Source organism: Pseudomonas protegens (assembly GCF_013407925.2).
Lineage (GTDB): Bacteria > Pseudomonadota > Gammaproteobacteria > Pseudomonadales > Pseudomonadaceae > Aquipseudomonas > Aquipseudomonas fluorescens_AP.
Map to the genome: position 1 here is coordinate 927,746 of NZ_CP060201.1, position 13,613 is coordinate 941,358.

General features: G+C 67.3%; 9 protein-coding genes and 1 pseudogene. 5 read left to right on the forward strand and 5 right to left on the reverse strand.

Features of this window, described 5'->3' with window-relative positions:
- Window positions 1-6: 6 nt before the first annotated feature.
- Window positions 7-984 (reverse strand): thiamine pyrophosphate-dependent dehydrogenase E1 component subunit alpha, encoded by a 978-nt coding sequence (locus GGI48_RS04280; protein ID WP_179597178.1) that lies wholly within the window; start codon window positions 982-984, stop codon window positions 7-9.
- A gap of 2 nt (window positions 985-986) precedes the next feature.
- A pseudogene (locus tag GGI48_RS04285) lies at window positions 987-2,062 on the reverse strand (ATP-NAD kinase family protein).
- A 341-nt stretch (window positions 2,063-2,403) separates the two neighbouring features.
- On the opposite strand from GGI48_RS04285, the gene GGI48_RS04290 reads away from it, so the two are divergent.
- Window positions 2,404-4,275, forward strand: coding sequence for a sigma-54-dependent Fis family transcriptional regulator (locus GGI48_RS04290; protein WP_179597182.1), 1,872 nt, complete (start codon window positions 2,404-2,406; stop codon window positions 4,273-4,275).
- 298 nt (window positions 4,276-4,573) lie between these two features.
- Here GGI48_RS04290 and GGI48_RS04295 read toward each other — a convergent pair whose 3' ends face one another.
- Window positions 4,574-5,587 carry an AraC family transcriptional regulator gene (locus GGI48_RS04295; protein ID WP_179597184.1) on the reverse strand — a complete coding sequence of 338 codons (1,014 nt, stop codon included), beginning with the start codon at window positions 5,585-5,587 and terminating at the stop codon, window positions 4,574-4,576.
- A gap of 171 nt (window positions 5,588-5,758) precedes the next feature.
- On the opposite strand from GGI48_RS04295, the gene GGI48_RS04300 reads away from it, so the two are divergent.
- Together GGI48_RS04300 and GGI48_RS04305 are read left to right on the forward strand one after the other, a co-directional pair.
- Window positions 5,759-6,610, forward strand: coding sequence for a 3-hydroxybutyryl-CoA dehydrogenase (locus GGI48_RS04300; RefSeq protein ID WP_047303216.1), 852 nt, complete (start codon window positions 5,759-5,761; stop codon window positions 6,608-6,610).
- Window positions 6,603-7,199 (forward strand): TetR/AcrR family transcriptional regulator, encoded by a 597-nt coding sequence (locus GGI48_RS04305; RefSeq protein WP_179597186.1) that lies wholly within the window; start codon window positions 6,603-6,605, stop codon window positions 7,197-7,199. Before GGI48_RS04300 ends, GGI48_RS04305 begins: the two co-directional genes overlap by 8 nt.
- A 3-nt stretch (window positions 7,200-7,202) precedes the next feature.
- Here GGI48_RS04305 and GGI48_RS04310 read toward each other — a convergent pair whose 3' ends face one another.
- Window positions 7,203-7,838, reverse strand: a complete 636-nt coding sequence (locus GGI48_RS04310) for a response regulator transcription factor (RefSeq protein WP_179597188.1) — start codon at window positions 7,836-7,838, stop codon at window positions 7,203-7,205.
- Entirely contained in the window at window positions 7,835-9,724 is a 1,890-nt protein-coding gene (locus GGI48_RS04315; RefSeq protein WP_179597190.1) for a PAS domain S-box protein, read from the reverse strand. Before GGI48_RS04315 ends, GGI48_RS04310 begins: the two co-directional genes overlap by 4 nt.
- A gap of 180 nt (window positions 9,725-9,904) precedes the next feature.
- Here GGI48_RS04315 and GGI48_RS04320 point away from each other — a divergent pair, with 180 nt between their 5' ends.
- Window positions 9,905-11,527: an acyl-CoA synthetase gene (locus GGI48_RS04320; protein WP_179597192.1), complete on the forward strand. Its 1,623-nt coding sequence runs from the start codon at window positions 9,905-9,907 to the stop codon at window positions 11,525-11,527.
- Between the two features lie 196 nt (window positions 11,528-11,723).
- Window positions 11,724-13,496: an acyl-CoA dehydrogenase C-terminal domain-containing protein gene (locus GGI48_RS04325; protein ID WP_179597194.1), complete on the forward strand. Its 1,773-nt coding sequence runs from the start codon at window positions 11,724-11,726 to the stop codon at window positions 13,494-13,496.
- Window positions 13,497-13,613 lie beyond the last annotated feature (117 nt).

Sequence of the window (13,613 nt, forward strand, 5' to 3'; positions counted from 1 at the left end):
GGGGCGTTATGGGTAAGCGACGTAGACGTCGCTGAGCAGGTCGGCGGGGCTCGGCTTGGGGTCGGTCTTGGCCTTGCGCACCGCGTCTTCGATCAGCGCTTCCACCTCCGCATCGATCTGCTCCAGCTGGCTGGCCTGCACCAGGCCGGAACGGGTGGTGCGCTCGCGGAACTGCATCAGGCAGTCGTTGTGCTCGCGGTAATGCTTGACCTCGTCGGGGGCGCGGTAGGTCTGGGCGTCGCCCTCGAAGTGGCCGTAGTAGCGGGTCAGCTTGACCTCGATCAGCGACGGCCCCTCCCCGGCCCGGGCGCGCTCCACGGCGGCGCCGGCAGCTTCGTGCACGGCGAAGAAATCGAAACCGTCCACCGTCACCCCGGGCATGCCGAAGCCGGCGGCGCGGTCGGCGATGTGGTCGCAGGCCACCGACCAGTTGGAGGCCGTGGCCTCGGCGTAGCCGTTGTTCTCGGCGATGAACAGGCACGGCAGGTTCCACACCGAGGCCATGTTCATGGCCTCGAACACCGCGCCTTCGTTGGAGCCGCCGTCGCCGAAGAACACCACCGACACGCCGTCGGTGCCTTGCAGCCGGGCGGCCAGGGCCGCGCCCACCACCAGCGGCGCGCCGGCACCGACGATGCCGTTGGCGCCGAGCATGCCCTTCTCGAAATCGGCGATGTGCATGGAGCCGCCCTTGCCCTGGCAGACCCCGGTCTTCTTGCCGTAGATCTCCGCCATCATCCCGTAGACGTCCACGCCCTTGGCGATGCAATGGCCGTGGCCGCGGTGGTTGGAGGCGATGCAGTCGTCGTCGCGCAGGTGGGCCATGACCCCGGCGGCCGAGGCTTCTTCCCCGGCGTAGAGGTGGACGAAACCGGGGATCTCGCCGGTGGCGAATTCCACGTGCAGGCGTTCTTCGAATGCGCGGATGGTGCGCATCACCCGGTAGGCGTGGAGCAACTGGTCAGTGGTCAGGGGTGTCGACATTTTTATTCTCCAGGGTGTCTTCGGACTGAAGGTTCACGGGGTGTTGCCGGTGATCGCGGTCGATGGCCAGCAGGCGCTGGCGCGCCGCGTGTTCCAGGACCGCGTTGACGTCGATGCTCAGCGGGCCGCCGGCATCCAGGGTGACCGTGGGCCGGTCGTGGGGGTTGAACTCGATCTCGCGCTCGCCATCCAGGGCCAGGGTGCCGGCGTTCAGGCACAGCGGCTGGGGCACGTCGGGTTGCAGGTAACCGGCGTCCAGCACTCCGCAGCCTTGCAACAGGCCGGGGGCCAGGGGCACCAGCAGCGCCTCGGGGGATTGCCGGTCCAGGCGCATCCAGGCGCCGTGGGGCTCCTGGCGGGTGACCGGCAGCCACAGCCCGCAGAGCGCGGAAATACCGATGGACTGCGGTTCGGCGAAGGTCACGAAGACCTGGGCCAGATCGCTGGCGCGGCTGATGGCCCGGGCGCCGACAAAGGCCAGGGGCGACACCGCCACATCCACCAGGGCCACTTCGCACAGGCCCCTGGACGGTTCGCGCACCAGCAGGCGCTTGTTGCGCCGCAGGGCAATCTCGGCGGGCACCCGGCCGCTGGCGTAGAGCCCGCCGGCCAGCCCGGCGCTGGTGGCTTCGCGCAGCTCCGGAAAGGCGTTGTTGGTGCCGGTGGACAGGGTCAGCAGCGGGATATCGCCGACCTCGGCGGCCACCGCCTTGTGGGTGCCGTCGCCCCCGAGCACGGCGATCAGCGACACCTCGCGCTCGGCCATCCAGCGCGCCGCCTGGCGGGTGTCCTCGACGCTCTGGCGCAGGGTCAGGTCGAGAAATTCCAGCACCGGCCAGTGCTGCTCCCGAGCCTGGCGGCTACGGCCGTTCTTCTGCACCGCGGCGGCGATGCCGGTCATGTCGGTGGGCATCAGCACCTGGGTGATGCCGGTGGCGCCGAAGGCCGCCAGCAGACGCTGGATCACCGAGACCTTGTCGGTGCTGGAGAACAGCCCGGCGTTGGCGGTGAGGCGGCGCACATCACGGCCCGAGGCCGGGTTGGCGATGATGCCGACGGTCAGGGGGCGGCGGCTCATGGGCTCACCGCGGGCGGAGCACAGGCAGGAGAAAACATCGGGCACCTCGTTCTTATTCTTCGATGGGCCAGTCGACGCTGGTTGAACAGAGCCAGAGCAAGGCCGGTGCCAGTTGTCGGAAAACCTCCGCAGAAGGCTGTCCCAGAGCGGCTGACAGGTTTTCCGCGGCGCCTTGAAGCCAGCCTTCCGTGAGACGTCGCATGTCAGCCTGCACGGGGCTTTGGCGAGATCCTGAGACGTTGCGTCTCAGCGCCCCCACGGCGCCGCCCGGTGCTTGTCGAGGGCCGCGGATCGGCGCTTAATGCGCCGACAACGATAAGAAGCTGCAACCGGAGGCCTCCATGCTTTCCGCACATTCCAAAGCCCATGTGGACTGCGTCAGCCGGGTCCTGAAAAACGCCGCGCACCTGCCCCAGGCGCCGGTGCCGAGCCTGATCCTCGATTCCTGGCGGCGCTCCATGGAGCAGCACCAGCTGGACCCCGGCTCGCTGCAAGGGCCGCGCATCCTGTCCGAAAACGTGCTCAAGGAATGCCGCGAGCGTTCCGAGCTGTTCCTGCGCATCGCCAGCGAAGAAGTGGCGCGCCTGCATGGCCGGGTGCGCGACGCCGACTACTGCGTGCTGCTCACCGACGCCCAGGGCCAGACCATCGATTACCGGGTGGAATCCACCCTGCGCAACGACTGCCGCAAGGCCGGGCTGTACCTGGGCACCTGCTGGTCGGAGGGTGAAGAAGGCACCTGCGGCGTGGCCGCGGTGCTCACCGCGCGCACCCCGATCACCGTGCACAAGCGCGACCACTTTCGTGCCGCCTTCATCGGCCTGACCTGCTCCGCCGCCCCGGTGTTCGATCCCCAGGGCGAGCTGCTGGGGGTACTGGACGTGTCGGCGGTGCGCTCCCCGGATGACCGCCGTTCCCAGCACCTGATCCGGCAGATGGTGGTGCAGAGCGCGCGAGAGATCGAACAGGCATTCTTCATGAACAGCGCCCAGGGCTACTGGGTGCTGCGGGCCCATGCCAGCCCGGGTTATGTCGACAGCCAGCCGGATTACCTGCTGGCCTGGGACGACGACGGCTGCCTGCGCGCGCTCAACCCGGCGGCGCGCCATTACCTGCTGCGCCGCTATGGCCGCTTGCCGCAGCACATCACCCAGGTGTTCGACCCGCAGCTGTTGCAGCGCGCCCGCGACGAAGCCCTGTGCCCCCTTTCCGACAACCTCCACGGCCGCCTGCAAGCGCCAAAGCGCCCGGCACAGCGCCCGCGCCTGAGCCTGGCCGGCGAACCGCTGGACCCGCGAGTGGAACAGAGCCTGCGCCTGGCGGTGCGGGTCAAGGACCGCCACCTGCCGGTGCTGATCCAGGGCGAAACCGGTTCCGGCAAGGAAGTCTTCGCCCGCCAGCTGCACCAGGCCAGCCAGCGCCGGGACCGGCCCTTTGTCGCGGTGAACTGCGCGGCGATTCCCGAGAACCTGATCGAGAGCGAGCTGTTCGGCTACGTCGCCGGGGCCTTTACCGGAGCGTCGAGCAAGGGCATGCAGGGCCTGCTGCAACAGGCCGATGGCGGCACCCTGTTCCTCGATGAAATCGGCGACATGCCCCTGGCCTTGCAGACCCGCCTGCTGCGGGTGCTGGCCGAGGGTGAAGTGGCGCCGCTGGGGGCCGCGCAGCGCAAGGCGGTGGATATCCAGGTGATCTGCGCCACCCACCGCGACCTGGAAGCGCTGGTGGCCGAAGGCAGCTTTCGCGAAGACCTGTATTTCCGCCTCGGCGGCGCGCGTTTTCAGCTGCCGCCGCTGCGCGAACGCAGCGACCGGCTGGCACTGATCACCCGGATTGTCGAAGAAGAATCCAAGCGCTGCGGCGCGCCGGTGCAACTGGGCAATGCGGCATTGGAATGCCTGCTGGGCTACCGCTGGCCGGGCAATGTGCGGCAATTGCGCCATGTGCTGCGCTACGCCTGCGCGGTGTGCGAAGGGCCGCTGATCCAACTGCATGACTTGCCCGAACAACTGCGCGGCGCCGAGGCCGAAGGCGCCCTGCCCGCCCTGGAAACCGCCACCAGCCCCGAGCGCCAGGCCCTGCTGGACGCCCTGGTGCGCCACCGCTGGAAACCCGTGGCGGCGGCCAAGGCCCTGGGCATCTCCCGCGCCACCCTCTACCGCCGCGTGCAGCAGCACGGCATCCAGATGCCCGGCCGCAGCCTCCAACCCTAAATGGATAACCCCTGTAGCCGCTGCTGAGCCCGCGAAGCTGCGCAAAGGCCCGCAGGGCCTTGCCTGGCGATCTCCCGCCGAATCTTCAGCGCCTTCAAAATCCCCGCGTCTCCTTCGGAGCCGTTCGCAGCCTGCGGCAGCGGCTACAGGAAGCGGCCCTGCGATCCCTGCGCTCTGTGTAGCCGCTGCTGAGCCCGCGAAGCTGCGCAAAGGCCCGCAGGGCCTTGCTTGGCGGTCTCCCGCCGAATCTTCAGCGCCTTAGCAGGCCTCGCGTCTCCTGCGCAGCCTGCGGCAGCGGCTACAGGGGTAGGTTGAGGCGGGCGCGGTAGCGACCGGGGCTTTCGCCGGTCCATTTCTTGAAGGCGCGGTGGAAGGCGCTGGGCTCCTGGAAGCCGGTGAGTTCGGCAATCTCGCTGATGCTGACGCTGGTGCGGCGCAACAGCTCGACGGCGACGCCGCGGCGGACTTCGTCCTTGATCTCCTGGTACGAGCCGCCTTCGCGCTCCAGGCGCCGGCGCAGGGTGCTGGCGCTCATCTGCACTTCGCGGGCGAAGGCTTCCAGGGTCGGCCATTGGCTGTAGTGGCTGCCCCGCAGGCGTTGGTGCACCTGGGTGGTCAGGCCGTGTTGGTTGCGAAAACGGATCACCAGCCATTGCGGCGCGCTGCGCAGGAACACCTTGAGCGAGGCCAGGTCCTGGACCACCGGCAGGCGCAAGAAACGGCTGGCGAATTCGATCTCGGTGCGCCCGGCGTTCCAGCTAAGGTTGCTGCCCCACAGCAGCGGATCATCGCTGAGGCTCAGGCGTGAATGACGAAAATCGGCGCGGTCGATGGGGATTCGCCGCCCGCCGAGCCAGCACAACAGGCTGATGATCAGCACCAGCAGGGTTTCTTCGGCGTAGTGGCAGCGCAGCGGGTCGGCGCAGTGGCTTTCAAGGCTGATCACCGCGCGCTTGCCGCGCACGCTGAGGTGGGCGCCGACGTCCCGTAAAAACAGGCCAAAGTTGTTCAGGCACTGGCGCAGGGCCTTTTCCAGGTTGGGCTCCTGGATCAGTCCGCGGCAGATCAGGGCGAAAGCCCCCGGCGGCATGCCGCGGGAGTCGAGCTGGAAGAATTCGTCCTGCAACTCGCGGATCTGGATCAGCCACAGGGCGGCAAAGGCGCTGCCGGGCACCCGCGCCCGGGGCTGGTCGAGCAACGCCGGGTCGATGCCGGCCTCGCTCAGTACCGCCGCCAGCCGCGCCGGCTGCTGGCGCAGGGCGTGGGTCATCACCCGGACAAAGTAGACCGCGACCGAATCCGTTTCACGCATGTAGAGGCTGTGCTCCCGTAGCTGGACCTATGGCAAAAAACGCCAGCACCCTTGACCGCTTTCGGCATAGGCCGGGCACCGTGTGCGGCTCTAGACTCGCGCTGGATAACCCGCAGGGCAAGGCAACCGCGCCATGCTCCGCGAAGGCCATGAACAAAGGAAGAGCTGAAGATGAATCTTGCGAATATCGGGGTGATCGGCGCCGGCACCATGGGCAACGGCATCGCCCAGGTCTGCGCCCAGGCGGGCTTTGACGTGACCCTGCTGGACATCGCCCAGGGCGCCCTGGACAAGGCCCTGGCCACCATCGGCAAGAACCTCGACCGCCAGGTGAGCAAGGGCACCTTGAGTGAAGACGACAAGCGCGCCGCTCTGGACAAGATCCGCATCAGTACCGATTACAGCGTGCTCAAGGACGCGCAACTGGTGATCGAAGCCGCCACCGAGAACCTCGACCTCAAGCTCAAGGTGCTGCAGCAGATCGCCGCCCAGGTCAGCGCCGAGTGCGTGATTGCCTCCAACACCTCGTCGCTGTCGATCACCCAATTGGCCGCCAGCGTCAGCGCGCCGGAGCGCTTTATCGGCCTGCATTTTTTCAACCCGGTGCCGGTGATGGGCCTGATCGAGGTGATCCGCGGCCTGCAGACCAGCGACGCGACCCACGCCCTGGCCATGCACATGGCCGAGCGCCTGGGCAAGACCGCGATCACCGCCGGCAACCGCCCGGGTTTTGTGGTCAACCGCATCCTGGTGCCGATGATCAACGAGGCGATCCTGGTGTTCCAGGAAGGCCTGGCCAGCGCCGAGGACATCGACGCCGGCATGCGCCTGGGCTGCAACCAGCCCATCGGCCCGCTGGCCCTGGCCGACCTGATCGGCCTGGACACCCTGCTGGCGATCCTTGAAGCCTTCTACGACGGCTTCAACGACAGCAAGTACCGCCCCGCGCCGCTGCTCAAGGAAATGGTTGCCGCCGGCTACCTGGGGCGCAAGACCGGTCGGGGTTTCCATACCTATGGCTGAGCGCTGCTCACGTTTTGCCGAAAGCCGCGACAAGGCCCTGGAGCTGTTCGCCAGCAAGGGCTTCGGCCAGGTCGGCATGCGTGAGCTGGCGAGCCATCTGGGGCTGACCCCGGGCTCGCTGTACCACCATTACCCGAGCAAGCAGCACCTGCTGCTGGACCTGATCGAAGAGTTCTTCGATGAGCTGCACAGCACCCTCAAGCGCCTGCAGCGACGCAAGCTACAGGGCGACTGCCTGCCGGCGCTGATCCGCGCCCACTTGAAGCTGCACCGGGAATTGCCGCGGCATTTTCGTCTGGTGGAGCGCGACAGCGGCTGCCTCAATCCCGACCAGCAGTTGCGGGTCGGGCAATTGCGCGAGCGTTACGAGCAACAGTTGCTGCAACTGCTGGGCACCCCGCCCGGCCTTGGCCCAGAGGCCCAGCGCGCCGCCGCCCATGCCCTGGCCAACCTGCTGAACAGCGCCCCCAGCTGGTTCAGCGAGCAAGCGCTGGCCGAGCGTGAACGCGAAGCCCTGCTGGAAAACCTGCTCAGCGGCGCCATCGAGCGCCTGCTGGGAGGCACGCCGCTGCACAGCGCGGTGGCCTGAGCCTCAGCGCAGGTGCAGCGGGTCCACCAGCCCGGCGGCAATCGCCATGCCCACCAGCTGCGGCAGGTGCTCGGCCTGCATGCGCTTCATCACCCGTGAGCGGTACAGGTCGATGGTCTTGATGCTGACCCCCAACTGCTCGGCAATCTCGCGGTTGGTGTAGCCCTGCACCAGCGGCAGCAGCACGTCCTTCTCCCGTGGCGTCAGGCTCTCCAGCAAACCTTGCACCCGGGCCTGCCCGGCGCTCTGGGTCTGATGGCTATCGGCGCGGCTCAGGGCCTGCTGCACGCTGTCCAGCAGCAGCTGTTCGTTGTAGGGCTTTTCGATGAAGTCCACCGCACCGGCCTTGAACGCGCGGACCACAATCGGCACGTCGGCGTGGCCGCTGACAAAGATCAGCGGCAGGTGGATATCGCGCAGGCGCAGCTCCTCCTGGACATTCAGGCCGCCCATGCCGGGCATGCGCACATCCAGCAGTACGCAGGCATTGAGGCTCGGGTCACAGTGTTCGAGAAACTCGCGACCGCTGGTGAAGGGCACGGCCTTGAGCCCCACCGATTCCAGAAGCCAGACGGTGGAGTCGAGCATGCCCGGGTCGTCGTCGACCACATACACCAACTGCTGCGCCTCGCTTGTCATTGCCTTGCTCCTGTTGTCGGGTGGGAAGCTGAATCGGGATCGGCCGGGGCCGTGGCCGGCAACCGGCAGCACATCGTCAAGCCACGCTCCTGAAGCTGAGCCTGCAAGTCGCCACCAAAGCCTTCGACGATGCTGCGGCTCATGGACAATCCAAGCCCCAGGCCGTTGGCCTTGCTGGTGTAGAACGGGGTGAACAGCTGGGGCAACTGTTCGGCGGACACGCCGGGGCCCTGGTCGCTGACGCTGATCCGCACCCCGCCTTCGGCCGCCGCTTCGGCGCCCAGCACAATGTGCGAGCCTTGCTGTGGATGCACTTCGCGATTGGCTTCGATGGCGTTGCGCAGCAGGTTCAGCAGCACCTGCTCCAGCAGCACCCGGTCGGCGTACACCGGCGGCAGATTATCTGCCAGCTGCAAGTCGATCGTCACCTGGCTGGCCTGGGCTTCCCAGGCACACAGGCGCACGGTTTCCCGGGCCACTTCGGCGAGGTCCAGGGCCTGCACCCGGCGCCCGCCCTTGCGCAAGAAGGCCCGCAGGCGCTTGATCACTTCGGCGGCGTGGGTCGCCTGTTCGGCGATCCGCTCCAGGCCCTGAGCGACCTTGCGGGCGGCCTCGGGCTGAGTGTCCAGGGCCTGCAAGTAGCGCTGGCTGGCATTGGCGTAATTGACCACTGCGGCCAGCGGCTGGTTGATCTCGTGGGCGATGCCCGAGGCCAGTTCGCCCAGGGTCACCAGCCGCGCACTATGGGCCAGTTCGTCCTGGTGATGGCGCTGCTGGGCCTCGCGCAGTTCGCGCTCGCTCTGGTCGTGGGCCACCAGGGAGTAGAAGCGCTCGCCGCTCGCTGCGCGATGGGCCAGGAGCATCAGCGACACCGGCACCGAGGCGCCGCCGGCCGGGGGTTGCAGGCGCGTCTCGATGCTCCAGCGGCCGCTGCGCTCGGCACAGCTCCAGCCTTCCTGTTGCAGGCTCTGCAGCACTTCCTGGCTGAGGATCGCCGCCAGCGCCGGCATCGCCTGCCCGGCGGCAAGATCCAGGGTGCGCCGCGCCGCCGGGTTGAGGTAGGTCACCGCGCCGCCGGGCTGGATAAACAGCACCGGGTCGGGGTTGGCCTCCACCACTTCCGCCAGGCGCCGCTTGTTCTCTTCGGCCTGGACCCGGGCGGTGATGTCCCGGGACACCGCCACCACTTCCACCACGGTGCCGGTGTAGGTGTCACGGATGCCGCGGCAGGCGGTTTCGAACCACAGGTAATGACCGTCGCGATGGCGGATGCGGTAGGTCATGGTGTGGTAGCCGTCCTGCTCCAGGGCGTCCTGGGTGCGCTGCATCAGCCCGGCCAGGTCCTGGCTGTGGAACAGGCTGCGGGCCAGCAGGCCGCGCAGTTGTTCGGGCCAGTAGCCCAAAAGGGTCCAGGAAGCTGGCGAGGCGTCGAGGAAGGTGCCGTCCGGGGTGTGCCGGGAAATCAGGTCGGTGGTGTTTTCGGTGATCAGCCGGTACAGGCGCCGGGCCCGTGCCGACTCGCGCTCGGCCTGGACCCGGGCAGTGGCCTCCTGGCAGCGGGCCAGCACCCGCTGGCGATGCGGATCGGGGATAAAGCTCCAGAGCAGGATGCGTTCGCCCCACTGGGCCTCCACCTGTTCGATGGCGCGCTGCTGCTCCAGGCAGGCCCGTACCAGGGCCGGGTGGTTGACCGGCAGCAGCGCCGCGAGATCGTCAGTGGCCGCATCGTCCAGCCACTGGCGCAGCGCCGGGTTGAGGTCCAGTGGCTGCGCCTGGGCGTCCAGCAGCAGGCTCGGCTGCGGGTCGTGGCCCAGCCAGGGCGAGTCCGGCAACTGGCCTGCGCGCTGTAGCAGCAACCAGCGGCTCAGGTGGGTGGAGGTGGGCATGGTCGATCAACCTGTGGGTGGCAACAGCGGATATTTAATATAGTACAACTACTATACAACTCAGGTAGTACTTCCATATCAATCGACAAACAGTATATAAAAGACCCCGGATAAGTCACCGAGCGCCTGCAAAAAGCCTCGGCCAATAGAGCTAATAATCAGCCACCGGGTACCCGAACCATGTCCATCTACGAGCAAGGCCTCGCGCCGTCTGCCGTCAACCATATCGCCCTCTCCCCCTTGAGCTTCATCGAGCGCACCGCTGCGGTTTACCCCGAGTATCCGGCGGTGATCCACGGTTCGATCCGCCGCACCTGGGCCCAGACCTACAGCCGTTGCCGGCGCCTGGCTTCGGCCCTGGCCGGGCGCGGCATCGGCCAGAACGACACGGTGGCGGTGATGCTGCCGAACATCCCGGCGATGCTCGAAGCGCATTTTGGCGTGCCGATGATCGGCGCCGTGCTCAATGCCCTCAACGTGCGCCTGGACGCCGAGGCCATCGCCTTCATGCTGGCCCACGGCGAAGCCAAGGTGCTGATCGCCGACCGCGAGTTCCACGAGGTGATCCACGCCGCCGTGGCCATGCTCGACCACCCGCCGCTGGTGATCGATGTCGACGATCCGGAATACGGCGAAGGCCAGGCGGTCAGCGACCTGGACTACGAGGCGTTTCTCGCCGAGGGCGACCCGGAGTATCCCTGGCAGTGGCCAGAAGACGAATGGCAGGCCATCGCCCTGAACTACACCTCGGGCACCACCGGCAACCCCAAGGGCGTGGTCTATCACCACCGCGGCGCCTACCTCAATTCCCTGGGCAACCAGATGATCTGGGCCATGGGCAACCACCCGGTGTACCTCTGGACCCTGCCGATGTTCCATTGCAACGGCTGGTGCTACCCGTGGATCGTCACCGCCCTGGGCGGGGTGCATGTGTTCCTGCGCCGGGTCGACCCGCAGAAGATCCTCAACCTGATCCGCGAGCATCAGGTCACCCACCTGTGCGGCGCGCCCATCGTGCTCAATGCCCTGGTGAACATGCCGGAATCGGCCAAGGCGGCCATCGACCACCCGGTCAACGCCATGGTCGCCGGGGCCGCGCCACCGGCCAAGGTGATCGGCGCCGTGGAGCAGATGGGTATCAAGGTCACCCACGTCTACGGCCTGACCGAGGTCTACGGCCCGGTGACCCTGTGTGCCTGGCACGCGGCCTGGGACGAGCTGCCCCTGGAGCAGCGAGCGCAGATCAAGTCACGCCAGGGGGTGCGCTACCCGACCCTGGAAGGGCTGATGGTGGCCGACCCGAAAACCCTTGAACCGACGCCCCGGGACGGCCAGACCATCGGCGAGATCTTCATGCGCGGCAATACCGTGATGAAGGGCTACCTGAAGAACCCCAGCGCCACCGCCGAAGCCTTCGAGGGCGGCTGGTTCCATACCGGCGACCTGGGGGTGACCCACCCGGACGGCTATATCGAGATCCGCGACCGGCTCAAGGACATCATCATTTCCGGCGGCGAGAACATCTCCACCATCGAACTGGAAGGCGTGCTCTATCGCCACCCGGGGGTGCTGGAAGCGGCGGTGGTGGCCCGGCCCGACGAAAAATGGGGCGAGACACCCTGCGCCTTCATCACCCTCAAGGCCGATCACCAGGACGTGGGCGAAGCCGAGATCATCGCCTTCTGCCGCAAACACCTGGCGGGCTTCAAGGTGCCGCGCACCGTGGTCTTCAGCACGCTGCCCAAGACCTCCACCGGCAAGATCCAGAAGTTCGTCCTGCGCGACCTGGCGAAAAACCTCTAGCCTGAATACACCGACCCAGCCCTTGTAGGAGCTGGCCGGGCGGCGCTCCGCTTGCCAGCGAAGGCGTCGGCCAGGGCGATGCATGGCTCGCGGGCCTCTTCGCCGGCAAGCCGGCTCCTACAAGATGGTGGGATTTTCGTTAGTGATTCATGCGGCCATGGCCGCTCAACCTCCCCTTTTGCCCGAGGTTCCTGCAATGCCCGAATTCAACGCTCCGCTGCGCGATATGCGCTTTGTCCTGCATGAAGTGTTCAACGCACCCAAGCTCTGGGCCCGTCTGCCGGCCCTGGCCGATACCGTGGACGCCGACACCGCCGACGCCATTCTTGAAGAAGCGGCCAAGGTCACCGGCAACCTGATCGCCCCGCTCAACCGCAGCGGCGACGAGGAAGGCGCCAGCTGGCACGCCGGGCAGGTACGCACCCCGGCCGGTTTCAAGGAGGCCTACAGCACCTATATCCAGGGTGGCTGGGTCGGCCTGAGCGGCAACCCGGCCTACGGCGGCATGGGCATGCCGAAGATGCTCGCGGTGCAGTTCGAAGAGATGCTCTACGCCGCCAACTCCAGTTTCGCCCTGTATTCGGCCCTGAGTTCCGGGGCCTGCCTGGCCATCGACGCCCACGCCAGCGAAGCGCTGAAACAGCTGTACCTGCCGCCGATGTACGAAGGCCGCTGGGCCGGTTCCATGTGCCTGACCGAGGCCCACGCCGGCACCGACCTGGGGATCATCCGCACCCGCGCCGAACCCCAGGCCGACGGCAGCTACCGCATCAGTGGCAGCAAGATCTTCATCACCGGCGGCGAGCAGGACCTGACCGAGAACATCATCCACCTGGTGCTGGCCAAGCTGCCGGACGCCCCGGCCGGGCCCAAGGGCATCTCGCTGTTCCTGGTGCCGAAGATCCATGTCGACGCCAACGGCAACCTGGGCGCGGCCAACGCGGTGAGCTGTGGTTCCATCGAGCACAAGATGGGCATCAAGGCCTCGGCCACCTGCGTGCTGAACTTCGACGGCGCCAGCGGCTGGCTGATCGGCGAGGCCAACAAGGGCCTGGCGGCAATGTTCACCATGATGAACTACGAGCGCCTGTCGATCGGCATCCAGGGTATCGGCTGCGCCGAGAACTCCTACCAGAACGCCCGCACCTATGCCCGCGAACGGATCCAGAGCCGCTCCCCGGCCGGTCCGGTGGCCAAGGACAAGATCGCCGACCCGATCATTGTCCACCCCGATGTGCGGCGCATGCTGCTGAGCATGAAGGCCATGACCGAAGGCGGCCGGGCGTTTGCCAGCTACGTCGGCCAGCAGCTGGACCTGGCCAAGTTCGCCGACCAGCCCCATGAGCGGCACAACGCCGAAGCCCTGGTGGCGCTGCTGACCCCGGTGGCCAAGGCGTTCTTCACCGACACCGGGCTGGACAGCTGCGTGCTGGGCCAGCAGGTCTTCGGCGGCCACGGCTACATTCGCGAATGGGGCCAGGAGCAACTGGTGCGCGATGTGCGCATCGCGCAGATCTACGAAGGCACCAACGGCATCCAGGCCCTGGATCTGTTGGGGCGCAAGGTGGTGGGCAACGGCGGCGTGGCCCTGCGCCTGTTCACCGGCGAGATCCGCGACTACGCCTACCTGCCCGGCGCCGCCTACGCCGCCGAGCTGCTGGACGCGGTGCAGCGCCTGGAAGACCTCAGCGATTGGCTGCGCGAACAGGCGGCACAGAACCCCAACGCGGTGGGCAGCGCCTGCGTCGAATACCTGCAGCTGTTCGGCTACGTGGCCTACGCCTACCTGTGGGCGCGCATGGCCCAGGTGGCCGAGCACAAGCGTTCCGAAGACGACGGTTTCTACGGTGCCAAACTGGCCACCGCGCGCTTCTACTTCAGCCGCATGCTGCCGCGCATTCTCAGCCTGGAGCAGAGCATCCGCGCTGGCAGCTCCTCCTTGTTCGGCCTCGACGCCGAGCAGTTCTGAGTGCCCGGGCAGGGCGCCGGCCGCCCTGCCCCGACTCCAAGCTCCAAGCTCCAAGCTCCAAGCTCAGGCAACACCCCACGGATGCAAAACCCCAGGCGGCCCGGCATACTTCGCACC